20 protein-coding genes and 6 pseudogenes are annotated in these 24415 nt (G+C 60.3%); 15 read left to right on the top strand and 11 right to left on the bottom strand.

Features of this window, described 5'->3' with window-relative positions:
* Positions 1 to 46: 46 nt before the first annotated feature.
* From C7449_RS20425 to C7449_RS20415, 3 genes are all read right to left on the bottom strand, one after another.
* Complete coding sequence (locus tag C7449_RS20425; protein ID WP_170115968.1) at positions 47 to 1225, bottom strand: M20/M25/M40 family metallo-hydrolase; 1179 nt, start codon at positions 1223 to 1225, stop codon at positions 47 to 49.
* Positions 1226 to 1347: 122 nt separating this feature from the next.
* Positions 1348 to 2745, bottom strand: a complete 1398-nt coding sequence (locus C7449_RS20420) for an amidase (protein WP_108004757.1) — start codon at positions 2743 to 2745, stop codon at positions 1348 to 1350.
* 143 nt (positions 2746 to 2888) lie between these two features.
* A complete protein-coding gene (locus tag C7449_RS20415; protein WP_170115966.1) occupies positions 2889 to 3857 on the bottom strand; it encodes an ABC transporter substrate-binding protein in 969 nt (322 codons plus the stop codon).
* A gap of 676 nt (positions 3858 to 4533) precedes the next feature.
* Between C7449_RS20415 and C7449_RS20410 the strand changes: the two genes are divergently transcribed.
* The 9 genes and pseudogenes from C7449_RS20410 (at position 4534) to C7449_RS20370 (ending at position 13474) form a co-directional block, all read left to right on the top strand.
* Entirely contained in the window at positions 4534 to 4803 is a 270-nt protein-coding gene (locus tag C7449_RS20410; RefSeq protein ID WP_108004755.1) for a helix-turn-helix domain-containing protein, read from the top strand.
* 98 nt (positions 4804 to 4901) lie between these two features.
* Positions 4902 to 5348, top strand: a complete 447-nt coding sequence (locus C7449_RS20405) for a FixH family protein (RefSeq protein ID WP_210204772.1) — start codon at positions 4902 to 4904, stop codon at positions 5346 to 5348.
* A gap of 9 nt (positions 5349 to 5357) precedes the next feature.
* Positions 5358 to 6598 (top strand): annotated as a pseudogene (locus C7449_RS20400) (cytochrome-c peroxidase).
* A 156-nt stretch (positions 6599 to 6754) separates the two neighbouring features.
* Positions 6755 to 8326, top strand: coding sequence for an ABC transporter substrate-binding protein (locus C7449_RS20395; protein ID WP_108004754.1), 1572 nt, complete (start codon positions 6755 to 6757; stop codon positions 8324 to 8326).
* A 10-nt stretch (positions 8327 to 8336) separates the two neighbouring features.
* Complete coding sequence (locus tag C7449_RS20390) at positions 8337 to 9278, top strand: ABC transporter permease (protein ID WP_108004753.1); 942 nt, start codon at positions 8337 to 8339, stop codon at positions 9276 to 9278.
* Positions 9275 to 10165 (top strand): ABC transporter permease, encoded by an 891-nt coding sequence (locus C7449_RS20385; RefSeq protein ID WP_108004752.1) that lies wholly within the window; start codon positions 9275 to 9277, stop codon positions 10163 to 10165. The genes C7449_RS20390 and C7449_RS20385 overlap by 4 nt, the downstream gene beginning before the upstream one ends.
* Entirely contained in the window at positions 10162 to 11163 is a 1002-nt protein-coding gene (locus tag C7449_RS20380) for an ABC transporter ATP-binding protein (protein WP_108004751.1), read from the top strand. Before C7449_RS20385 ends, C7449_RS20380 begins: the two co-directional genes overlap by 4 nt.
* Positions 11156 to 12202 (top strand): ABC transporter ATP-binding protein, encoded by a 1047-nt coding sequence (locus C7449_RS20375; RefSeq protein WP_108004750.1) that lies wholly within the window; start codon positions 11156 to 11158, stop codon positions 12200 to 12202. The genes C7449_RS20380 and C7449_RS20375 overlap by 8 nt, the downstream gene beginning before the upstream one ends.
* Before the next feature lie 27 nt (positions 12203 to 12229).
* Positions 12230 to 13474: an aminotransferase class V-fold PLP-dependent enzyme gene (locus C7449_RS20370; RefSeq protein ID WP_146165113.1), complete on the top strand. Its 1245-nt coding sequence runs from the start codon at positions 12230 to 12232 to the stop codon at positions 13472 to 13474.
* On the opposite strand, the gene C7449_RS20365 is transcribed toward C7449_RS20370, so the two are convergent.
* The 3 genes and pseudogenes from C7449_RS20365 to C7449_RS20355 all read right to left on the bottom strand — a co-directional run.
* Positions 13458 to 14597 carry a M24 family metallopeptidase gene (locus tag C7449_RS20365; protein WP_210204771.1) on the bottom strand — a complete coding sequence of 380 codons (1140 nt, stop codon included), beginning with the start codon at positions 14595 to 14597 and terminating at the stop codon, positions 13458 to 13460. The genes C7449_RS20370 and C7449_RS20365 overlap by 17 nt on opposite strands.
* A 32-nt stretch (positions 14598 to 14629) precedes the next feature.
* Positions 14630 to 15385 carry a UTRA domain-containing protein gene (locus tag C7449_RS20360; protein WP_108004747.1) on the bottom strand — a complete coding sequence of 252 codons (756 nt, stop codon included), beginning with the start codon at positions 15383 to 15385 and terminating at the stop codon, positions 14630 to 14632.
* Positions 15386 to 15911: 526 nt separating this feature from the next.
* Positions 15912 to 16025, bottom strand: a pseudogene (locus C7449_RS20355) (transposase); the annotation flags it as partial.
* 601 nt (positions 16026 to 16626) lie between these two features.
* Between C7449_RS20355 and C7449_RS21635 the strand changes: the two are divergent.
* The 6 genes and pseudogenes from C7449_RS21635 to C7449_RS21630 all read left to right on the top strand — a co-directional run bounded on the left by C7449_RS21635 (position 16627) and on the right by C7449_RS21630 (position 22422).
* Complete coding sequence (locus tag C7449_RS21635) at positions 16627 to 16842, top strand: hypothetical protein (RefSeq protein WP_146165112.1); 216 nt, start codon at positions 16627 to 16629, stop codon at positions 16840 to 16842.
* A gap of 17 nt (positions 16843 to 16859) precedes the next feature.
* Positions 16860 to 18563, top strand: a pseudogene (locus C7449_RS20350) (methyl-accepting chemotaxis protein); the annotation flags it as partial.
* Positions 18563 to 19033 (top strand): chemotaxis protein CheW, encoded by a 471-nt coding sequence (locus tag C7449_RS20345; RefSeq protein WP_108004745.1) that lies wholly within the window; start codon positions 18563 to 18565, stop codon positions 19031 to 19033. The pseudogene C7449_RS20350 and the gene C7449_RS20345, both read left to right, overlap by 1 nt.
* Positions 19034 to 19446: 413 nt before the next feature.
* Complete coding sequence (locus tag C7449_RS20340; protein ID WP_170115964.1) at positions 19447 to 20775, top strand: sensor domain-containing phosphodiesterase; 1329 nt, start codon at positions 19447 to 19449, stop codon at positions 20773 to 20775.
* Positions 20776 to 20887: 112 nt separating this feature from the next.
* Complete coding sequence (locus C7449_RS20335) at positions 20888 to 21646, top strand: GGDEF domain-containing protein (RefSeq protein ID WP_108004743.1); 759 nt, start codon at positions 20888 to 20890, stop codon at positions 21644 to 21646.
* 44 nt (positions 21647 to 21690) lie between these two features.
* Positions 21691 to 22422, top strand: a complete 732-nt coding sequence (locus C7449_RS21630) for a YncE family protein (RefSeq protein ID WP_146165111.1) — start codon at positions 21691 to 21693, stop codon at positions 22420 to 22422.
* Here the strand turns inward: C7449_RS21630 and C7449_RS20330 are convergent.
* From C7449_RS20330 to C7449_RS20310, 5 genes and pseudogenes are all read right to left on the bottom strand, one after another.
* Positions 22329 to 22871: a MucR family transcriptional regulator gene (locus C7449_RS20330; RefSeq protein WP_108004788.1), complete on the bottom strand. Its 543-nt coding sequence runs from the start codon at positions 22869 to 22871 to the stop codon at positions 22329 to 22331. The two genes, C7449_RS21630 and C7449_RS20330, sit on opposite strands and share 94 nt — an antisense overlap.
* A 27-nt stretch (positions 22872 to 22898) precedes the next feature.
* Positions 22899 to 23098: pseudogene (locus C7449_RS20325) on the bottom strand (IS3 family transposase); the annotation flags it as partial.
* A 181-nt stretch (positions 23099 to 23279) separates the two neighbouring features.
* Positions 23280 to 23501: pseudogene (gene tnpB / locus C7449_RS20320) on the bottom strand (IS66 family insertion sequence element accessory protein TnpB); the annotation flags it as partial.
* Between the two features lie 170 nt (positions 23502 to 23671).
* Complete coding sequence (locus C7449_RS21985) at positions 23672 to 23905, bottom strand: transposase (protein ID WP_108004742.1); 234 nt, start codon at positions 23903 to 23905, stop codon at positions 23672 to 23674.
* 86 nt (positions 23906 to 23991) lie between these two features.
* Positions 23992 to 24149 (bottom strand): annotated as a pseudogene (locus C7449_RS20310) (ISNCY family transposase); the annotation flags it as partial.
* Between the last annotated feature and the right edge of the window lie 266 nt (positions 24150 to 24415).

The following is a 24415-nucleotide window of genomic DNA, read 5'->3' as shown; positions in this document are numbered from 1 at the left end:
CGCGCCCAAAAGCTGGCTGCCAGTCCCCAGACAGCCGGTTTGCACCTTATCCCTTGCTCCGAACCTTCCCGTTCGTGGAGAGCTCGGCGATCAGCGTCGAAAACACCGCGCCGCGCGCCACGAGACTGTCAACGACAATCGTTTCGTCGCGCGAGCAGATGTCATTGCAGATCGGACCAAGGCCGTCGATCGTCGGCACACCGAGCGCGCCGCAGAAGCTGGCGTCGGAGCCACCCGAGATATTTGTGAGCTCAAAGCAGGGCGCGCCGATTTCCGCGGAAGCCCTCGCAACGATCTCGTAAAGCTCCTTCGTCTCGGCCGTCCGGGCCCAGGCCGGCCGCGTCCAGCCACCAGAAAGAACCACCGGAACCCGGTCGGTCGAAACCTCGGCAATCAGACGCTCCACTTCCTTTTGCAGCTTTTCAGCCTCCTCGGGCGTGCGGGCCCGCATGTCAACGTGGAGCTTGGCATGGCCCGGAATCACCTGCCGCGCATCGCCACCCTGAAACACGCCAACGGTGACGATGGTGCCCTTTTCGAGATCCGTCAGCGCCTCGATCTGCGGCACGAGGATGGCAAGCGGACGAACCGCGGAAGCGCCCTTGAGATAGTTGGCTGCCGCGTGCGCGGTTTGCCCGGTGGCCTCGATGAAGAAGGCGCCGACGGCACCGCGGGAGGTGAAATACCCACCGCCGGGGCGACCGGGTTCAAGGGTCAGGACCCAATCGGAGGTCTTTGCGTGCGCCTCGATCCAGCCGCGCGAGAGCGGGCTCCCCAGCTCTTCATCGCTGACGACAATGAACTTGATCTCTTCAAACTCGGCGAGGCGCGCCCTTGAAGCAACATCAATTGCATTGATGGCCAACACAAGGCCGCCTCGCATGTCCCCGACGCCGGGGCCCGTTGCAAGCTCGCCCTTGATCTCGAAAGGCCAGTTCTCCAAAGTGCCGCGCGGCCAAACGGTGTCGGCATGGCCGAGGATCATCAACCGACCCTTGCCATCACCCTTGCGAACCGCCAGCAGGCGATCGCCGCGCTCGGGCACCTGCTCATAATGCAGCTCAAAGCCAAGGGCCTGCAACCGTTCGCCTATCCAGCGCGATGTGCGGGTCACACCCTCAACATCATAGGACCCCGCCTCAATGGCGACGAGTTCGGCAATGTCTGCAAGCATTGCATCACGACGATCCGCAAAAACGCTGCGAAACTCACTAGCCAGATTCACGAGAGCCTCCAAATTTGTATACAGGTATACAAACACACCTGCGCACATGATGCAACGAAAAAATTCCGCGTCCAAGGCTTGAGGTGAAGCGCTGACCCTCGACGCGCGGGCTAATCCGGAGATCACCCCCTTGCTGTCTCCCCTTTCAGAAGCGAGAGGGGACGGAGGCCGTTTGCCTGCAAGCGGCTGCCCAGTTCCAGTAACGCGAAGTCAGCGTGCATCGGGGCCATGATCTGAATGCCGATCGGGCAACCGCGGGAATCGCGACTTGCAGAAAGTGCAAGCGCCGGCAGGCCGGTCAGATTGGCAGCCGCGGTGTATTCCAATGGGTTGCCAATGCTCCTGCTTGGTGCGCCAAGCGCATTATCAAGCAGGGGCGGAATGGCTGCATGAACCGGTAACGCCAGCCAGTCGACCTCTTCGAACAGCTTTGCCCACAGGATGGTAATCTCGGCCTGCCGCTTCAGGGCGTCAGCATAGTCCTCATCCGACAGGCACAGCCCCTTTTCGATCACTGCAGCGAGCGCCTGACCATAGTCTTGGCACTTCGCGGGATAGGTGGCGGCATGGCCAAGCGCTGTCTCCCTGGCGCAGATCCGGTCCCAGGTCTCGTACAGGTAGGGGATGTCAGGCAGGTCGCAGGCAATGAGGTCGAGGCCCATACGCGCTGCTGTATCGAGCAGGTGGCGATAGATTGCCCCAACCTCGGGGTCGAGCCCATCTTTGAGCAGCATCGGAAGGTAGCCGAAGCGGCGCAAAGTTTCCTTGCCCGGTTGGCGAGTATTGTCACGGGCCGTCATCGCTTTCAGCAGCAGAGTGCAGCCTTCCGCATTGGATGCCATTGGACCGATATGGTCGAGGCTCGGGGCCATCGCGCAAATGCCAACGGTGCTGACAAGGCCGCGGCTGGGCTTGAGCCCTGTTATCCCGCAATAGGCTGAAGGGAAGCGGATTGACCCGCCAGTGTCGCTGCCCACGGCCGCGGCCGCAAGGCCGGCAGCGACCGCAACGCCCGAGCCCGACGACGATGAACCCACGCGAAACGATGGACCCCACGGGTTGGCCGGAACCGGCATTTTCGGGTGGTGGGCGGAACAGGCACCCTCGGCCATTGCCAGTTTGCCGAGAATGACCGCGCCCGCCGCCAGAAGATTGCTCACGATCGCTGCATTGCGGCCGGTGTTGCGATCGCGAAAAATCGCCATGCCGTTGGAGGTCGGCGCGAAATCAGTTTCGCATAGATCCTTGACCGCAATGGGTACGCCGTGCAGGACCCCAAGCGTCCTGCCCTCAGCCAATGCCCGATCGGCTGCGCCTGCTTGCGCGAGGGCTGTTTCAGCAGTGACTGTGATGTAGGCCTGAAGCGACGGGTTCAACCGGGCGATCCGCTCAAGATAATGTTGCGTAAGCGCGACCGAGCTGACCTTACCTTTTGCGACCGCTTTTGCGATCTGAGCCAGCGGTTGGGCAATCAGCTCGGGAAGTCTGATGGCGGCGGCGATCGGGGTGGACAATGTCATGGCCTCGCAAGAGGTCGACCAGCGAGGCGAGCCGGACGGGCTGGCGCACTGCTGTGATTTGAAGCGTCGTCGGAAACAAGATCAGGTGGCTTTCACCACCTGATCGATCTCGATCCCGCAGAGCGGTGTCGGCGTGTCTAGGGTCAGCGGGTCGCGATTTCGTCGAAGCGGACGGACCACTCGCTGATGTTCTTCAAGACGACAGCGCCATCCATCACGATGCCGTCACCCTCAGCTGGCAGGGCCGCTGCGAGTTCTGGCGGCAGCGAAACGTTCCGGTTGACCGGAGCCATGTTCACCCGAGCCAGCATCTCTTCCTGTGCAGTCTTCGAGATGATGAAGTCGATAAACTTGGCCGCCTCTTCCTGATGCGATCCGTTGGTCATCATCATGACGTCGAAATACATCGGGGCCGGACGCGGAGCGATCATTTTCATGTTAAGGCCTTCGCCTGCAACCGCTTTCATGTGCGAGCTCTGGCCGATGAGGATGGTCCCTTCGCCCTGAACGATGGACTGGCGAGCCTGGGAGTCCGAGGTGTAGTAGAGCGAGACATTCTCATTTAGGCGCTTGAGAGCCTCAAATCCCGGATCGAAGTTTTCCGAGGTGCCGCCATTGATGATGTTTGCAACCGTCAGCAGCGAGCCGGAGTAGATCGACATGGCCGGAGCGATGATCTTGCCCTTGTACTCAGGCTTCCAGAGGCCCTCCCAGGAGGTCGGCGGGACATCTATGGCATCCGCGTCATAGACGATGCCCATCGGGTAATAATAGATGCCGACCCAATCCTCGGACATCGCGCCCTTGATCAACTGGTCGCGGTTGCTCAGCTTGTCCTGCGGGATCTTGACGAACAGCTTCTGATCCTGCGCCGCCTCGCTTGCAATGGTGTTGGTTGCAAACCAGACATCCACGGACGGGTTGTCGCGCTCGACCTGGAGCTTGACCAACCCCTCGCCCGAAGACGACTGGGTGACGGCATTGACCTTGATACCCGTTTCAGCCTCGAACTGCTGTGAAATGGCCATCAGGCCGTTTTCCCAGGTCGAGCCCCAGATCTGAACGGTAATCTCTTTGGCCTGTGCAAATGCGGGGCTCGCTGCGAGCAGCACGCCGCACGATAGAAGCAGGGACTTAATATTCATAACAACTCCTCCTGTTTTTTGGAAAGGTCATCTCCGCTGTCAACGCATATGCGTTCTGCGTAAGCGTCGGCCTTGGAGAAGAACCGTTGGCTCTCCGACAGTCGTCCAGCCAACGGAATTCTGTTGTCCGGGAATGAGCAGCCCTGTCGATGATGTGGTGCATGTCCTGCAACAAGAGCGGATGGGTTTGAATGCCACCGCTTCAAGGCGACCTTTGATCGCGCGGAAAGACCCGGCATCGGCCCCTCGCCGCAATAGGACCCACTTTCAATTCCAGTCAACTCAGCGAAGCCGGCGAGCACAAGGGCCAGCTGCCCCTCCAACCGGGCGTTCAGCTCCGCGGAAAGAGTCAACGGCACATCCCCCAAATGCTTGTGTGCCGGGATACTTGCATACAGGAATGGCAGGCGCAACTAGTTTCTGAAATAGGGATGCAAAAATTGCTACAGAGATGGTCGTAGATCCTGTTGCGGCACGGCGGCCATTTGATCCGAGGCATCACTTTGGGCGCCGTGAGGTCGGAGTCTTTCCGCCCGCGCCTCTGGCGAAAACTCCTTGGCTCTCCGCGCAGGTCAGGGTCCATTGATTTCTCGGATCGTGTGCTCGATCGCATCCCCTCGATGAGCCGCTCACGCTGGCCGAAATGGCTCAGGTCGCCGGCCTGAGCGAAGGCCGCTTCCGCCATCTGTTCGTGGCCGAGACGGGTGTTGCCTTTCGCGCCTACGTGCTCTGGGCGCGCCTCACCCGGGCCCTCCGGCTCGGCTTTGGCGGAACATCCTGGACCGAGGCCGCCCATGCCGCGAACTTCGCGGACTCGGCGCATCTGACACGCACCTGCCGTCGCATGATGGGAATAACCCCCACCTCTCTCCGACTTGACCAGACGGTTCAGGCCCAACGCCTGCTGGCATGAGCGGTTTCCCGATATTGATCTTGCATTAGCCGCTACGTTCAATCCCGCCGGCGGCAATTCCTCTATCGGCACGACCAACTGAACCAATGAAGATCAACATGGAAACATCGAAGAGCCTGAAGCGGGCCTTGTGGTTCGGCATTCCGGCCGGCCTGCTGGTGGCCGGCGCATGTACCGCAATGATGATGATGTCGCCGTCCAAGGACTTGGACCTGGCGCTGAGCAAGCTGTCGGCGGGCGGGATCTACCGCGCCGCGATCCACGCCAATATCGAGCCGGTCACCGTGGGCCGCATGCATAGCTGGACCGTCAGTCTCAACACGGCCACGGGCGCTCCCGTCGAGGGCGCGTCGATCACGGTCGACGGCGGCATGCCGCAGCACGGCCATGGCCTGCCGACCGTTCCGAAGGTCACGAAGTATCTCGGCGACGGCCGTTACCTGGTCGAGGGCATGAAATTTAACATGCCGGGCTGGTGGACCATAAAGGTCGAGGTCGACGGCGTTGCCGGGCACGACGAATTCGTCTTCAACCTGGTGCTCTGAGGGATCGTCATGCGCAGCGCCAGATTGATCGCGGCATCCATTGCCGGAGTGGCAGGGCTCGCCCTTGCCATTGCCAGTTTCTCGACCTCGAGCCAGGCAACCGACTGGACGGCGGAGGAAGTGCGGTTGATCGCCTCGCTCTCCTTGGACAGCCTGCCGCCTTTGCCTGCCGATCCGTCCAACCGGGTGGCAGACGATCCGGAGGCCGCCGCACTCGGCAAGGCGCTGTTCTTCGACGCCCGCATGAGCAGCAACGGCAGGATTTCCTGCGCAAGTTGCCACCAGCCCGACCTCCAGTTCCAGGACGGACTGGCGCTTTCGAAGGGCGTCGGCACCACCAACCGGCGCGCCATGCAGTCGCCGGAATGGCCTACAGCCCGTGGCTCTTCTGGGACGGGCGCAAGGACAGCCTGTGGTCACAAGCGCTCGGCCCGCTGGAGAGCCCGGTCGAGCACGGATCCGACCGCACGGTCCTCGCGCGGCTGGTCGGCGAAAGCTACCGCGGCTCGTACGAGCGTGTGTTTGGCCCGCTGCCCAGCCTAGATGGCTTTCCGGAGCACGCCGCGCCCGCGGGTCCGAAGGAAACTGTCGCGGCCTGGGAGGCGATGAGCGAGGACGAGCGTCAGGCCGTCAACACGGTCTTCGCAAACCTCGGCAAGGCCATCGCGGCGTTCGAGCGTGGAATCATGCCCGCCAAGAGCCGCTTCGACCGATATGCCTCCGCCCTCTCGGCCGGCGCTGGTCCGGAGGAGCACATCCTGACGGCGCAGGAACTGGACGGGCAGCGCCTGTTCATCGGCAAGGGCAACTGCGTCAACTGCCACAACGGCCCCCTGCTGACCGACAACCACTTCCACAACACCGGTGTGCCGGCGGTGCCCGGGTTGCCCGAGGACACCGGACGCGCCGCAGGAGTTCGATCGGTAAGGTCGGATTCGTTCAACTGTCTCGGACGATATAGCGATGCCGGTCCGGAGGACTGTGCCGAGCTGCGCTTCATGGCCACGGACGGGCGCGAAGCCGAGCGCGCATTCAAGGCGCCGTCGCTGCGCAACGTCGCGCTGCGGCCGCCCTACATGCATGCGGGGCAGATCCGGACGCTGGCCGACGTTCTCGAACACTACAATCGCGCACCCGCGGCGCCTGCGGGACACTCCGAATTGCAGCGGCTCGGTTTGGAGGGCAGGGAAATCGCCGCGCTTGAGGCGTTCTTGCATAGCCTCAACGAGGAGCGCGCCGGAGCCGAGTGACCTGTCGCCGAATACCGGGACTTCGGCTGCCTTCGCCGCCCTACTGCACACTTTCACGGCCCAAGAATCCTATTGACTAGACAATAAGGCAGCGTTACGTTTTAATTGTCTAGTCAATTAAATTTGCGCGTCACGAAGCGCTGCAAGGGGAACAAGATGCAGACGAACAGACGAACCCTCCTGAAAGGGATGGCCGGTATGACGGCCATCCTTGCAACAAATCCTATCATCGCTCTGGCACAGGAAGGCGCAGGCGGTGTCCTGCGGGTGGCGGCGGCCAAGCCCGCAGGAGATCTCAATCCGCACGCCTTCAAAGGTCTATGGGCGGTCCAGGATCTCATCTTCGAACCGCTGCTTCGCTATGAGCACGGCGGTAGGTTCTCCCCCGCTCTCGCCACCGAATGGCAGGTCGAAGATGGCGGGCGGCTTTTGCGTTTCAAGCTACGCCAGAACGTGAAGTTCCACGACGGCGCGCCCTGGAACGCCGAAGCCATGATCTGGAATCTCGATCGCTGGATCGGCAAGGATTCCACGGCATGGATGAACGCCTCGCGTCTTTTCGCCGGACACAAGGTCATCGACGATTACACGGTCGAAATCACCTTCAAGGAGCCGGTCCTTGGCCTCCTGAATGAATTCTCCTACGTGCGGCCATCTCGTTTCCTCAGCCCCAAATCGGTTGATGCCGCGGGCAACTACCAAAAGCCGATCGGCACCGGCGCCTGGATGGAGGAACAGGCCACGAACGATGGCAGCGAATTCGAACGCTTCGACGACTATTGGGGCGACAAGCCTGGCTACAAGCACCTTGAGCTCATGGTTCTTCCGGATTCCCGCGGGCGCATGGCAGCGATCCGTGCGGGCGACATCGACCTCACCGGCGGCGAGTTTCTTGCGCCCATCAAGGCCACCGAGGCGGTCACACTTCAGGCAGCGGGCGTGCCCGTCGTCGTCGAACAGGGCACCTCAACCATCGTCGCCGGACTGAATCCGGATCGCAACCCCGCCCTGAAGGACCTCAAGGTGCGTCAGGCGATCAATATCGGGTTCGACCGTAACGCGATCTCGCAGGTTCTCTACAAGGGTCTGGCCCAGCCTGCCGCCAACATCTTCCCCGAGACCGTGCACCTTTCCGGCAAGCGCTTCCCCGTTCCGGCAAGGGACCCGGAAGCTGCCCGCAAGCTGCTCGATGAAGCGGGATGGGTCGGCGACGGTGTGCGTGAGAAAGACGGGCAAACGCTCAGCATCGAGATCGTCGTCAGTGAAGAGCAGATTGCCGGCTCACGGTCGCTGGCCGAGGTGATGCAGGCCCAACTGGGCGAGATCGGCATAGACGTCAAGATTCGCTCCGTCGACCATGCGTCCAGGCATTCCGACATCCCGGCCCGCCATTTCGACATAGCCCTGTTCACTACGTTTGGTGCTCCCTACGAGCCTTTCGGTACGATCATCGGTCTGCTCCTCTCAACCTATGACAATGGCGTTGACGGCAAGCTCGTGATCGATCCGGAGCATCTCGATCCGCTGGTCAACGCCGCTGCATCGGCTTCCGAAGACACGGTGGAGCAGGCGACGCAGGCGATTCATGATTATCTGCATGACCAGGTCTCCTGCTTGCCGCTGTTCTATGTGCCGTCGATCTGGGCGCACACGAACCGCGTGAGCGGGTTCAAGGCGCCCTCCACCGAATACGACCTGCCCTATAAGGGCTTGGCTCTCAACTTCTGAGGGCCATGCCATGCGCACTTTGATCTCCATCCGCCTGCGCAATGCGGCGGTGCTGCTGGTGCTCGCCACCATGCTCTGTTTCACCCTCGTGGTGTCAGCTCCCGGAAACGTGGCGGTGCTCATTGCCGAGCTGCGTTCTCCGAAGGCCACCTTCGAACAGATCCGAGCCGTCGAGGAGGAGCTCGGATTGAACGATCCCCTGGTCGTTCGGTACGGCAACTGGCTCGGCTCCGCACTCAAGGGTGACCTCGGGGTCTCCTACAAGACAGGCGAAAGCATCGGCCCGGCCCTGGCGGGGCGCCTGCACGTCACGGGAATCCTTGTCGCGGGCGGCGCGATCTTCGCGATGATCCTGAGCTTCACGCTCGGGTTCATCGGGGCACTCATGCCCGGCAGCATCGGTGACGCGACCACCCGCATCATCGCTCTGCTCGGTGCATCGATGCCATCCTTCTTTGTCGGCGCCCTCCTCATCTACGGTTTGGCGGTGGAACTGCGGCTGCTGCCAACGTTCGGCAGCGCGGGACTGTCCAGTTGGATAATGCCATGGATGACGATCGGACTCCTGCCCGCTGCGGTGCTCAGCCGCGTGGTGCGTGTCGGTCTGGAGGAGGCGATGGCGCGACCGTTTGCCCTGACGGCTTCGGCCAAGGGCCTGTCGCGTGGGCGGATCATTTTCAGGCATGCGCTTCCCAACATCGCGCCGACTTACATCAATGCGCTCGGCGCGCAGGGCGGCGCCATGGTGGTCGGCGCAGTCGTGGTGGAGCCGCTCTTTGCCTTGAAAGGCGTGGCGGACCTTTTCCTCCAGGGCGTGCTGTTTCGCGACTTCATGGTCGTGCAGGCCTGCCTGCTCGTTTTCCTCACGTCATTCATCATCCTGAACCTGCTGGTGGACATCGGAATGATGTTCTCCGATCCGAAACTCCGCCGTCAGGGAGCCAACGCATGAGAATTCTCCAAGATTTTGCACGGTCGCTCCGCCAGTTGCCTCGTGTCTCCATGGTCGCTGTCGGCGTGTTCGTCACGCTTGGGGTGCTTGCCCCCTACATCGCCCCGCACGACCCCAATGCCCAGGATCTCCTTGCGGCCCATGCCGGCATATCCTGGGAACATTGGCTCGGTGCCGATCATCTGGGCAGGGACACGCTAAGCCGTCTGATCGTCTCCGCGCGGACATCACTCGTCGGGATGTGCCTCGTGCTCCTGATCGCCCTGTCGGTCGGCATCACCATAGGAACGATCGCCGGCTACAAGCGCGGCTGGGTCGAAGAAGTGCTGATGCGGATCGTCGATGTGGGTCTGGCGATGCCCAGCCTCATCGTTGCGCTCGCCGTGATCGGCATCTTCGGGACCGGATACTGGAACATGATCTTCGCGCTTGCTCTGGCTTGGTGGCCCGGCAGCGCACGCATCAGCCGGGCCGTGGCAGTCGGCGTGATGAACCGTCCGCACATCGAAACCTTGCGGGTCCTTGGGGCCAGTCCACTGCGCGTCTACTTCCACCATCTTCTGCCCACAACCATAGGCGCCGTGCTGGTGTATGCGACGGCCGATGCCGGAGCAGTTGCGCTTTCGATCGCGACACTGAGCTTTCTTGGCCTCGGCATCCAGCCGCCGACCCCGGAATGGGGACAAATGCTGGTCGATGCTCTCCCCTATCTCGAGACGGTCCCGATGCAGGTCATTCTGCCTGGCCTCGTACTGACCGCTGTCGTGATCGGCTTCAACCTGCTCGGCGAATCCATCGCGCTCAACCGGGTGCCAACCCCATTGTCGCGTCGCATCCTTGCCAGCCGCCGCATGCTGGCCTCCAACTGGACGAGGGCCCAACAATGACAGGAGCGCTCCTACAAGTCAGAAACCTGACCGTAGACCTCTTCACCGCCAGAACCGCGCTGCGTCCCGTCGATGGCGTCAGCTACTCGGTCCAATCGGGGGAAACGCTGGCGATCGTCGGCGAGAGCGGAAGCGGTAAGACCGTATCGAACTTCGCCCCCCTCGGCCTCATGCCGACCGGTGTCGTGGCAGACATCCACGGGTCCATCCTCTTTGACGGGACCGAACTGGTGGGAATGCCCGAGAAGCAATTGCGCAGGATCCGTGGCGGCGGCATCGGCACCATCTTTCAGGATCCGATGAGTGCGCTAAATCCGGCGCTGCGGGTCGGGAGGCAGATTGCCGAGGTCGGCGAGCTTCATCTGGGGCTCACCTCCATGCAGGCCGAAGCCCGTGCACTCGAACTGCTGAAGCTCGTGCGCATGTCCGATCCCGAGGCCCGGCTGCGGCAATACCCGCATGAACTGTCCGGCGGACTGCGTCAACGCGCGATGATCGCCATTGCGATCGCAGGGGAACCGAAGCTCCTCGTCGCCGACGAACCGACGACCGCACTTGATGTCACCGTGCAAGCGCAGATCATCGCGCTTCTCAAGGACCTTCAGCAGCGTCTGAACATGGCGATCGTGCTGATCACCCACGACATGGGCGTCGTCGCCGGCACCGCCTCCAAGGTAGTCGTGATGTATGCGGGCCGCGTTGCCGAATATGGAACGGCCGAGCAGGTTCTGCTGGAGCCGCGTCATCCCTATACGCAAGGCCTCATCGCCGCGCTTCCGCTTCCCGAGGATCCGCCCGGCTCGCCCTTCCGCGGGTTGCCTGGCGCACCGCCCATCCTTGGCGCGCCGGTTAAAGCGTGCGCCTTCGCGTCGCGCTGTCCATTGGTGCTCGAGAACTGCACCAAGGCCGTTCCGCAACTCCTGTCCATCTCCGGCGTCTCCGCGACTGCCTGCCACGTCGTCAACGCATCCCGCCTGAAGGAGCCAGCCAATGCCTGAAGCCCAGCCGCTGCTGCGCGTGGAAAACCTCGTGACGCGTTTCAAGAGCGTCGAACGCAGCAAATGGATATCGGCCGTTGACGATGTCTCCATCACCCTTGCCCCTGGCGAGATGGTCGGTCTCGTCGGAGAATCCGGCTGCGGAAAATCGACGCTCGGCCGCACGATTGTCGGACTGGAGCGTCCGCAATCCGGCCGAATTCTTCTCGACGGCGTCGATCTGTCGACCCTTCGCGGCGCCGAGCTTCGCAGGCGGCGGCGGGCGATCCAGTATGTCTTCCAGGATCCCTACGCCTCGCTCAACGACAGGCAGACGATCGGTGAAGCGATTGCCGAGGCCCTGATCATCATGGGCATCTCGGACCCAGCCGAACAACGCCGCAGGATCCGAACGCTCCTCGACCAGGTCGGCCTACCGGATGCTCTGGCCGAACGTTACCCCAGGGAGCTGTCGGGTGGTCAGCGGCAGCGGGTGGCAATCGCAAGATCTCTGGCGGTGGAGCCGCGGGTCCTGATCTGCGACGAGCCTGTCAGTGCGCTGGATCTCTCCATCCGGGCTCAGGTGATGAATCTTTTCCTCAGACTCCACAAGGACCTCGGAGTGGCGTGCCTGTTCATCGCGCACGACCTCGCGCTGGTTCGTCAGGCTACCAGCAGGACCTATGTGATGTACCTCGGAAAGATCATCGAGGAGGCCACATCTGCCGAGCTCTATGCCCGGCCGAGCCATCCCTACTCGAAGGCCCTACTCGGCTCCATTCCGAGCGCGGACCCTCGGATCGAGGTAACACGCGAGCCGCCCGAAATCTTCGGCGACATTCCCAGCCCGACCAACCCGCCATCCGGCTGCCGCTTCAGGACCCGCTGTCCGCATGCGGCAGAAGTCTGTGCTTCGGCGGTCCCGCCGCTGGTCGCTCTCTCACCCTCGCATCAGGCAGGCTGTGTGCTGGCGGAAAAATTCTATGCCGAGAGTGCGGCGCAGCCCCTTCCGCATCCCGCTCCCGCTCCGCGGGACATCCAAACCATGCATGCCCGCTGAGAGCGGCATCTCCGAGAGGATAGAAACGTGAACTTTCAATCGGCAGGCAAAACCTTGCACCTGAAGAAGGCACCCGATGACGAAGCCTATTGGCTTTCAGTGCGGGAAACGATGAACCCGCTCTACGTCAACACCCAACTTGTGAACACGCGCCGCGGGCCGGCGCCTCTCGTTGTCCGGGAGAAAGTTCGAGAGCTGGTCGACTTGTCGCTCTCCTACGAACTCGACGAATACGAGCCGTTCAAAGAAATGAAGGAGAGCGGTTCGTCAGTAGAGATCCGAACGCTGCTGGCCGACTATTTCGGTGCGCCCGCCGACGAGATCGCACTGACCCGCAATGCGATGGAAGGCATCGCGACGGTGCTGAACGGCTTCGTGCTGAAACCGGGTGATGAGATTCTCGCGACAAAATTCTGCTATGATTCCAACCTCGCGATCCTCAGACAGCGCGCCCTGCGTGAAGAAATTGCCGTCAAGCTCGTCGACCTGCCGTTCGGCCCGGCAAGCGAGGAGGAAATTCTCACCGCCTTTGAGAACGCGATCGGCGAAAAAACGAAGCTGATCTCCATTCCGCACGTCGTCGCGAGGACCGGCCTCGTTCTTCCCGTCAAGGCGATCAGCGAACTCGCGAGAAGCCGCGGCATCTTCACCTTTGTCGATGGCGCCCATTCCGCCGGTCATCTCGATCTTCGCCTCGAAGAACTCGGCTGCGATGGATATGCGGCCTGCCTGCACAAGTGGATGTACGGCCCCAGGGGCACCGGTTTTCTATACATCCGCAAGGAGCAGATTCCCAAAGTCTGGCCGCTGTTTGCAAGCTGGTCCGACAAGCCGGCCGATTCCATCGAAAAGTTCGAAGAGGTCGGAACGGTCTTCAAGGCGCTCCCCGCCTCCATCCCGGAAATGATCTCCTTCAACCGGAAGATCGGTCAGGCCGAGAAATCGGCGCGCCTGCGCTATCTCCGCGATCGGTGGGCCACACGACTGCGCAGTCACGAGCGCATTCGGCTTCTGACCGATATAGACGCAGCCCCCGGGAGTGGCTTCGGCGGCTTCGTCGTCGAGGGCATGGATGCAGAAGACTTCGCCAACGTGCTCTTGGAGGAATTCAACATCCACGTGAAGGCATTCGAGATGGAGGAAGATTCCTCCATGAAAGGCATCCAGCTGTCTCCGGGACTTGCCAACACCACCGAGGAGATCGATTCCTTCGTCGAGGCCACGCTTGCGATCCTAGCGCGCAGCCACAACAGCTTCAGTCAGGCAGGATGATCAGACGGTTGTCGAGCGTCGTCAGCCGCTTGGCGCCGCCTTCGCCGACAACCAGAGTGTCTTCGTACATTATGCCGCCCCAGCCGGGGCGGTAGTACGGCGTTTCGACGTTGATCACCATTCCCGGGACGAGCCGCTCGGATTTATCCGGCCCGATGGTCGGGAATTCGTGGGGCGCCAAGCCGAGGCCATGACCGACATGATGGCGCCGGTACTGCGGAAGGCCGGCGGCGCAGACCGCGGATATCGTGGCGTGAAAGATCTCCGCGGTTTGACTGCCCGGCAAGACCCGCCCCAGGGCCACGGCCTGACCGGCGAGCAGGGCCGCGCTGACTTTCTCGATTTCGTCTGATGGTTCGCCGACCACGGCGGTGCAGGCGGTATCCGACCAATATCCCCCGAACGTGCCGCCGATGTCGATGCGGACGACATCCCCCGGACGAAGGATTCGCCGGCTGGCATAGGCGTCAGCGAGGGCCGCCCGCGGTCCTGATGTTACAACGACGAACCCAGGGCGGATTCCATTTCGGATCATCGAAGCCGTGATGTCGGCTGCCACATCCGCCTCTGAGACCCCCGACCGCGCATTTGCCAACGACGTGGAGAGAGCCTGTTCGGTGATTTCTGTGGCACTCCGAAGCAGACTGATTTCAGCCGCGCTCTTGACGGAGCGCGCAGTCCGGAACACCCGATCCGCGTCCTCCTGGCTAAGAAGCGGCAGGGTTGATGCAAGATCGAACGCGGTCGGATCGGTATCGAAAGCGATCCGCGTTTTTCCGTCTGAAAGCCTGGCAATCGCAGCGTTAAGCGCGCTATCGAAACTGGAGTACTGCTCGAACCGGGTCTCCCCATCGATCAGCGCCTCCGTATGATCGAAGAAGAAGCGGCGATATCCCATGTAGATGAACGGTTTGGACGCGCATTCCGCTGCGCCCCAGAGGTCCGCCACCGGGCCGACGACGACCATGTTTTCAGAATCGAAGACCACCGCCATCCGGTGATCCGGATCGGTATCGTAAGCCGAGCTTCGATAGCCGGAACAGTAGACCACGTTCGGGAGCTTGGCGGCGACGTACAAAAGGTCGCGTGTCCCGCCGAGAGCGACAACCCTGTCGCGGTTCATGCGCGCGAGGACACCGGGTGGAAGCATGGACATCACGGTTGCAGAGGATTGAATTCGCCGACAAACGCGTTCTGTTCGGCGGGATAGATCAGCTTGACGGATGTTACGGGCAGATCGTCCGCCCATGTCTGACGGAGCGAAATGAGCAGCGCCGATCCTTCCGCCACTCCCAAGAGCTTGGCGGTCTCGGCGGAGGCTACGGCCGCCCGGATCGTGTGACGCAGGCGTGTGCACGGCAGCCGGGCGAGCAGCCAGGTATTCGGCATTTCCGCTTCGAAATCGGCTGTGACCGCATCCGGAGCGGCATTCAGATTGATATAGCGTTCCTCGAGCACCTCTGGCTGACCAAAGCCGCAATGCGCCGCATCGAGCTTGAGAAGCGGGGTATCGGAGGAGACCGCGGGCCACATTTCGATGATGCTCTTCGCCTTCATCCTACGCGCCTTCAGGACCTTATAGGTGTATGCCCGACCCCGTGCCTCAATCTCCTGTCGCACGTCCAGGAAACCGATGACCGCATGAGTTTCTGTCGATCTTGCAACTGTCGTACCCTGCCGGCGCTTTCGATCCAGCAGACCCGCCTCGGATAGTTTCGACAGCGCCTTGCTAACGGTCGCACGGGTCGTCGAGTACGCTTCCATAAAGGCGGATTCGGGTGGAATGCGGTGGCCCGGCGGCCACCGTCCGCTCATGATCTCGGACCTGATCGCGCGTTCAATTTGCTTGAACAGCGGACCTTCCCCGTCGAGCGACGGCGTTTGCCAGATTTCTTCAGCTTGCCGCGCCATGGAATTTGCCGCCCAAAGGTTACATGCTCAGGTTTCATGGATCAGGCGTTTTGTCTAGTCAATAAACTCGTGCGCGGAAACCGTGTTTTTGCAAACTCACGGATCGGTGCTGGTTCGAATTCTTCGCAAGCGCAACACAAGGGCACCTTGTTCCATTCGATCAATGAGGACTCAGTAGCGACGCATCGCGGCCGGCGCCGGATCCATAAAGACGAGCACTCATCCCACGCGGAGGAGATGGGATCGACGCGTGCTCATTGACGCTGAGTTTGTGGGACCAGGGACGGAACCTACTCATGGCCACCAAGGGACCTGATCTCAAAACAGCCGAGGTAGTTAGCGAACGCGCCGATCCACGAAGATTTGCCTCAAAGCGTCGGACACGACCCGAACCGACGGGACATTCTTGATCTCAGAGTGCACGATGAGCCAAACCTCTCGCGTCAGGACCGCATCGGGGTCGATTTTATGAAGACAATCGGTTTCCGAGATGACGAAGTCGGGAAGCATGACGACGCCACCGTCCACGGCGAGCGGTCGACGAAACCGTCTCGCCAGGTTCGAAACTCTGCTCGATGATCTGCAGCTTTTGCTCGGTTGTCCACCGCCTGCGGCGGACATCACCCGTGATCACCTCGATGCGCTCGATAGTCGTTGGACACAAGCCTGTCCTCAAGCCTGTGCTTGAGCCTTTCTGCTTATGCCGACTGTCCGGTCGAAATGGGGGGGCAGTTCATCATCCATTGTCGGTATCACGGCCAGCTCCTCTGCTCGGAATCCCAGCATAGCAGACCTTTATTTGTCATGAATGAGTAAGCAGACCACAAGGCATCCTTCTCCGAGCGCGATGATGAAGTGCCTCTCCGATTCGAGGTCAAAGGCTTGAGAGCCAATGTGGAGCGTTGACCGCAAGCCCCTTCGCGTTCGGGCCAGTCGCACGACATCAATTAAATCAATGCTCTAATACGGAATAGAATACCAAAATTTGTTAGGAAACCGTGATCGGCAGAAATATTTTCTATCCTCGATGAGACAATTCAGAATTGTCGCGGTCCACTGTTAACTGATTTGACAGAGGTGATTCCTAGTAAAATGAAATCCGATTATCTCCGTGGTTCCTCAATATCCTGATCATCGAGATGGCTCGGCCTCAATGACAGAGGCGACGAACGTGCGATGCCTCACAGTCTGAATACCTCCTGCACGAAGGAGCAGATCGCAAAATTGATTGGAAACGTAAGGTGAAAAACCTGTCTTTGAAAGCTGTCCTTACCGGACTTATGGCCACATTGATCATCGCCATCGTGGCTCTTTCGGCCACATCACTGAGAAGTATCAGCACAATTGGCGCTTCGACAGAGGAGCTTGGAGGCTACTGGTTCGAGCGTATTGTCACGGCGCGCGAGGTGAAGGGAGCCTTTGCGATCTGCGTCTGTCTTATGCACGCTATTCCATGATTGCCAACGATATGGACTTTCGTGCCCAGGCTAAACCCCTTAGCGATGCCAAAGAGCACCTGACCGCAGCCGTTACCAAATATGAAGCGGGAGCCATAACTGAAGACGGCAAGGTTTTAGCGGGGAAAATCAGGGTTGCCGTCCAGGAATACGTTGACCAGGGCTCGCGTTATGTCGAGCTCCTCGGAGCCGGTAATCGTGAGGGAGCGCGCGACCTATTTCAGGGCGTCATGCGGTCACGTTCTGACCAGGCAAACGCCCAGATCGACGAGTTGGTTGCCTTCATTACGGAGCGCGCCCAGTCCAACGTGAAGGATGCCGACGCGACGGCGGATTCAGCCTTCCTCATGACGGTCGCCGTTGCGGCAATCGCCGTCATCATCAGCCTCATCGGCATGTATCTTGCCACGGCACGCATTGCCAACCCAATCCAGCGGATTACGGATGCAATGCGCAAACTCGCCCATGGCGACATCCAAAGCCCTGTGCCGTTCGCCGAGCGCCGTGACGAGATCGGTGACATGGCTGCCGCCGTTCAGGTATTCCGAGACAATGCCATCGAGCGGATTCGCCTGGAGAAGGAAACCGAGGCAAATCGCTCGCTGAGCGAGAAGGAGCGGGTTGCCCGCGAAGAGCAAAAGGCCAAGGAAGCAGCGGACGTGAAGTACGCAGTCGATAACCTTGCTACCGGGCTCGCGAAACTTTCGGACGGTGACATCTCCTTCCGGATCAGCCATCCGTTCGTGGAAACTCTCGATGCTGTGCGAATGAACTTCAACCAGTCCGCCGAGAAGCTGCAGGCCGCGCTGATCAACGTTGCCCAGAACGCTCGCGGTATCGACGCTGGCGCAAACGAGATCAAGTCAGCCGCCGACGATCTGGCCAAGCGCACCGAACAACAAGCCGCCGCCGTCGAGGAAACCGCCGCAGCGTTGGAAGAGATCACGACCACCGTGAAGGACTCGACCAAGCGTGCGCAGGAGGCAGGCGCACTCGTCGGCCGTGCGAAGGCCGGTGCGGAGGAGTCCGGCAACGTCGTTCGCAGCGCCGTCATCGCCATGGAGCACATCGCTCAGTCGGCCAACGAGATCAACAACATCATCGGCGTCATTGACGAGATCGCGTTCCAGACGAACCTCCTGGCTCTGAACGCCGGTGTCGAGGCCGCCCGTGCCGGTGACGCAGGAAAGGGCTTCGCCGTGGTCGCTCAAGAAGTTCGTGAACTCGCCCAGCGGTCCGCAAATGCCGCCAAGGAGATCAAGGCGCTGATCACGACTTCGAACCAGCACGTCAACCAGGGTGTTCAACTCGTGGGCAATACCGGTAAGGCGCTGGAGAAAATCGTTTCGGAAGTCCAGGAGATCAATCTCCATGTTGCCGCGATTGTCGATGCGGCACAGGAACAGTCGTCAGGTCTTCAGCAGATCAACACGGCCGTAAACCAGATGGATCAGGACACGCAGAAGAACGCTGCTATGGTTGAGGAGTCGACCGCAGCTAGCCACAGCCTTGCACGGGAGGCTGCGTCCCTGAATCAGCTTCTTTCGCAGTTCAAGCTGTCGGACGACAACCGTTCTACCTCCGATGCACCCGTCCGTTCGGCAACGAGTAGTGACCGCCCCGCCGCATCGCCCGTCCGCGCACTCGGCCGCAAGATCGCCTCTGCCTTCTCGGGCAACGCCGCCATCGACACGTCGATGGACGCATGGGAGGAGTTCTGATGAACGGCACCCTCAGCAGAATGACCGAAGCATTCGAAATTATCGCATTCATGCTCCATGAACAGCAGTTTTGCGTGCGCACCACCTCCATCCGCGAAATTCGCGGATGGGCCCCGGTTACGCCGATACCGCATACGCCGTCCGAAGTGCTCGGCGTCATGAACCTACGTGGAAAGGTCATCCCCATCGTCGATCTCGCGATCAAACTGGGCATGCCTCCGGCGAAGACCAGCGAGCGTAGCGCCATCGTCGTCACGAACGTGCAGGACCGGACCATCGGGCTGATGGTCGACAGGGTGTCAGACATCCTGACGATTTCCGGTTCTGAACTCCAGCCGATGCCGGTGGGTGTCGGGGTTACGTCCGCAAACTACGCCGAGGGCATTTTTGCCCGCGACAAGGACATGATCTGCTTCCTTGATCTGGAGGCGATCTTTGCGAGCGCGATGGAGTGGGCAGAAGTCGCATAATTTCATTGTCTGCCCGACGCAGCAGAAGGCGTCGGGCAACTCATGATCGTGCAGCATTTCCTTCAAAAATACCTTGAAGGAGCCTCACATGGCGTTCCCCTTCCCAGTCCTCCTCAACCCGACTTGTCGCGGCTCCAGGCCACAGGGCAGGAAGCCCTCCGAGACATGATCGCGTTCATGTGGAAGATCGTCAGAGGGGAGGCCTCGTCCGACGAAATTGATGCATGGGTGGCATCGGCTCGATGCTGAAGCCAAGATGACGTTTGGTGGCGTACAAGCGAGGAAGCCAAATGCCGCCGTGCTCGAAGAGAGGCTTCGATCGATTCGCTAGCAGATCAAGCTTGGCGAACAATTTGCCGCCATGACTTCCGCCGTTTGCGTTGCGGGCAAACAAGGTGATGAGGAACGTTAGAATGTCAGCGCACACTCCAGTCCCAGTCAAGCCGAGTATTGACACGGCAGGGGAAGCGCCGTTCCGGCGGCTGTTCAAAGCCGCGTTGACGAATGGAAGTATATGGCCTGCGTTCCAGCCGATTGTCTGCCTCCGTTCAGGACGTATCACGGGTTTCGAAGTCCTTGCCCGATGGACTGACCCGACCGGCGGCGAACTCAGCCCCGCAATTCTTGTACTACGTCTTGAAGCGTTCAGCCTTCTCGACGAACTGCTCGATGCATTATTGCTGGACGCATGTGGCGCGGCAATCGGGTGGCCTGGCGAGTTCAAGCTGGCTTTCAATGTCTCCTCCTCGCAACTTTCGGATCGCCATCTGCGGCAACGTTTTATTGATGCCTCGCACAAGACCGGGTTCCCGCTAGACCGGCTTGAAATCGAGATCACGGAAACCACGCTGACCGTCGATGCTGAGCGCACTCTTGCGGAACTACAGGCGTTCGACATGCTTGGTATTGCCGTTGCCATCGACGATTTTGGAACGGGATACTCCAGCCTCTCCCGCCTTGAGGCTTTCCCCTTCAAGAAACTGAAGATCGACCGGCAGTTCGTCAGCGCACTCGACCAGTCCCGAAGCAAACGACGGTTCGCCGCCGCGATGATCGGCCTCGGGCAGAGCCTCGGCATGACGGTTGTCGCGGAAGGCGTTGAAAGCAAAAAAGAAGAAGCGATCCTGCGTGAACTCGGGTGCCACTATGTGCAGGGCTGGCTCTATGGTCGCCCGGTTCAGGGCGAGAAGGCCGCATTGATGATCGTGGACAGAGGACGCGCGACCAGCGTTGATTTCGCCCATGCACGTGATGTGTCGCCCTTCCAGCAGGTGCACCAGCTTGCTTCGCTTTACGATCAAGCCCCCGTTGGTCTTTGCTATCTCGATATGGACTTTTGTCATATTCGTGCAAACAGGCACTTTGCGTCACTCCACAATCTCTCGGTGGAGGAGCTGGAGGGGCGGACCATCCGTGACATCCTGCAAGGCGAAACCTTGGAAGCGGCAGGCGATATGCTCGACCGTTGCCTCGAGCAGTCCGACCCGGTGCGTTACGTTTGGACTGTCGGCGGACGGAACGTGCGTGCTGCTCCATGCGTCCCGAGTAACCGATGTCGCAGGCGAGTTGATCGGAGCCTCTGTCGTGTCCATCGACATCGACGCGCAGGTCAGTGCCCTGCAGACACTCGCGAACGTTACGAACTCGCGCCGAATAATGTCCGACAGGCAACTCGACCCCGTCTGGCCTGCCCGACGAGCGGACTTGCTCGAACATCTCCAACCGAACACCGAGGACAGTGATAGGCTTGCTGGTTGACGCGGCCTGCAGCTACGACAGCCGGAACCTCTGTGACTGACATAGCGCCCTGAAACAGGGCGGAGAAACACCAATAGCAAGCTCGCATTCATAGCCATGAAACTCGACTTTTCCGCTACCAGCAAGGCGCGCACCTACGCCGGGACAATCGCCGCAGCCATCTTCGTCGTCAGCGTTTCCATGTTGGCCGATCTCTACAATCTGAACTACCTGAACCAAGCCTATGAGGCTAAATCCATTGAGATTGCGGTGTTGGTTCCCCTGTTTATCACCCTTCCCGTCGCCTACTTTATCTTCGAGGCATTTCGTCGAGCGGCAGATGCACGAGAACAGCTGCAGCGAATAGCCTCGACCGACAGCTTGACCAAGGTGTTGAACCGGGGCGCATTCACCATGCTGGTCAATGCCTACCTTGAGAAAGCGCAGCAGCAAGCCTCTATGCAGTATGGCTCCATGCTGGTTATCGATGCCGATCACTTCAAGAAGATCAACGATACCCACGGACATCAGACCGGCGACGATGCTTTCAAGGTCATGGCGCGGACCATTAGGCAAAACGTCCGGGAGATCGATCTTGTAGGAAGGATTGGCGGTGAGGAATTCTGTGTCTTTCTCCCGGCAACGAGGCGTCCCGATGCGGAGATCGCGGCTGAGCGGATCCGCGAAACGATCACGAAGGTCCACATCCTCAGCGAAAAGGGCGGTGTAAGGCTATCCGTTAGTATCGGTGCGGCGAGCTTCCAAGGTTTGGCGACCTATGACCAGCTCTTCGCCGCAGCGGATCGATACGCCTACCAAGCAAAAGCAGGCGGACGGAACAGGGTCGTATGTGGTCCACTTGATGTTGCTGCATAAAGAGGCAACGCGCGAGCAACACGTTGCTTCCTGTGACAGATCGCGTGTTCGTCAATGTACCGGACGCGCGCCAGGTAGTCGTCGCCGATCTGAAATCACGCAAGCGGGTGACGGCCTGGAAAACACCGGGACTGACAGCCAACTTTCCCATGGCCCTCGACGGTACGAGCGGAGAGCTTGCAATCGTCTTCCGAAATCCTGCCAAGCTCACCCTCTGGGACGTGGCAACAGGGGCGATAAGCGAAAATCTGGACACCTGCGGCGATGCCGACGACGTTTTCTTCGACGGCAAGCGCGGTCGAATTTACGTCAGCTGTGGAAGTGGCGCGATTGATGTCGTGCAGCGCGGTCGCGACGGACTCCGACCAGCCGGACGTATGATGACCTCCAGCGGCGCACGGACGTCGCTCTTTGTGCCGGAGTTCGACCGCCTCTTCGTCGCCGCGCGCGCCGGAGGGCCGAGAAGCGTTGCTGCGATCCTCGAGTTCCGCTCGGGCCGTGATGGCCGCCGCCTCGTTTGGAAGCGTTCGGCCGGACTAAAGTCCGTCGTCGCGGCCCGGTTCCATAGGCATCGACCGCACACTGGAGTCGCTGAGTTGTTATTCCGACCAAGTGTACTTTTGCTTCAACGAATTGGGCAGTGGGCCGAAGGTAGCGAGAACGACTTTTTTGAAAGCTCTGCTTATTTTTTCGTTTTCGGTGCGCTCTTGGCCTTCTGCCCACGTCGTTGGCCCAGGCCCATCTGCTTCGCCAAGGACGAGCGAGCTTCGGCGTAGTTTGGCGCAACCATGGGATAGTCAGAGGGAAGCTTCCACCTCGCCCGATAATCTTCAGGCGCAAGCCCGTGTTGAGACTGCAGGTGCCGCCTCAGCGACTTGAACGGCTTGCCGCACTCAAGGCAGATAACGGCGTCAAGTGAAACCGACTTTCTGATTGATACGGCAGGCTTTTGGATCTCCTCCACCACCGGGGGCGTTTGGGCGACGCTTGACGCCTTGCCCAAATCATTCAGGGCCGCGTAAACGTCAGATATCAGGGAGGTGATCTCGGTTTGCGGGGTTACGTTGTTGGCGACGTATGCGGAAACAACATCTGCGGTCAGTTGCGCCAGTTCGTTGTTGCGTTCGTTGTTGGACAAATCTGCCTCCGGTATATTCAGCAGGTGCGATGAGCGCGTCTTATTCAATTTAAACAAGCCATCATCTGCCGTCAGACAGAAAGCCATCAGGAATGACCTTGCCCCCAAGTTATATCCAGTTTTGAGTTCGCTCCAGCGGTTTTGGTTGCTGTGTTCGGGGCGGTAGCGGCGAGATGCGGTGCGGAGCCGTTTCGGCTGCGCAGCACCGCATTCGGGTTGATGGTTTGGGTGAACTCGGCGGGTGTCAGCCAGCCGAGGCCTGAGTGCGGTCGGTGATCGATGTAATCGCTGCGCCAGTTTGAAAGCGCGATGGAGCGTGTGGCACTGCCACGTCGTAACGTGCCGACGACCCCGGTTCCCCCCAGGCCGTGGTATAGTGGTAGATGATCGGCATATTTGGAGACCAGCACATGAGCGATGGTTGCCTCGGTGGGCAATCCGCCAATCGAGGCTCGCAAACAGCGCTTCGAACTGGGCATGTCCCAGGGTCATCAGGCCGTCCCGGATATCTGGCCAGGTAAACGTGTGCTCCTCCAGCCGCTTGTAGGCCATCACCAGACCGCTGCCATCTCAGTAGATCAGCTTTAACCGATCCGCCTTGCGTGACCGGAATACGAAGACCGTTCCCGTGAACGGGTCCTTGTGCAGCTCGTTCTTCACCAATGCTGCCAATCCATCATGTCCTTTGCGGAAGTCGACGGGCTTGGTCGCCAACATGATCCGTACGCGGTTCGATGGAAAGATCATGCTGGAACCGCGCATGCACGTACGACAGCGGCGTCCGGGTGGCAGACGCACCTTCTTCCAGGCGGATTGTGACACCGCCGACGATGATCTCTGGACGGCTGGACTTTTGATCGGCGGCCCCGAGACTTGTGGGTCGACGATCACCGCTGCGAACTCAACCGCATCCTCGGGTGCAGGCAGAACCAGCTTGCCCTGCCGGGCCATCGTTCGCCAAGGTGGTTCGGCTTCAGGCCATGGCGCTCGGCAACTTCATTCACCAGCGCTCCGGGCTGCAGGCTCTCCGAGACGATCTGCGCCTTCACCTCGTCCGGCCAGTGCCTGTGAACCTCACGTCCAGGCTTCCTGGTCGTGAGAACCTCCAATGTAGTCTCCATGGAGAAACTCCCGTTGCTCGTTCACGGAAAGGCGTCACAGATCAAGGTGGTGAGAGCAGCGTGGGAGCGGAGCACCGGTTACGTCCCAATCGACCATCTGCATAGGCATAGGTCTCGACATACCAGCCGACCAATCCGTGTGTCAGCTCGGTCTCCTCCAGCATGATCCGCTGGCGCTCGAACGAGAACGTCAACTGCGACCGACATAACGCTGCTCACGCTTGCACAGGATCTGCTCCATCCGGTGTAAGGTTTGTGGGCCCGCTCCTCACCGCGCATTTCATAAATGGCGGTTCTGCGCGATTGCATCGCCGTTATCCGGGATTAACGGCTCTGCAATCGGGAATATCTCCAGATAGGATCAGCGGACGCGTCTTGGTAGGTCATGATGTGCCCGTGGTGTGAGCGCCAATGGTGGTGCTAATAGATAACTCTCGCCATTATGAATAGAACCGAAGGAGCATCATACTGAGTTGAGCGTTTTCGGCTTCAAGCCGCGACCGGAGCAAC

It is taken from the genome of Mycoplana dimorpha, from assembly GCF_003046475.1.
GTDB classification, from domain to species: domain Bacteria; phylum Pseudomonadota; class Alphaproteobacteria; order Rhizobiales; family Rhizobiaceae; genus Mycoplana; species Mycoplana dimorpha.
This window is presented reverse-complemented; position numbering and strand designations above follow the sequence as displayed.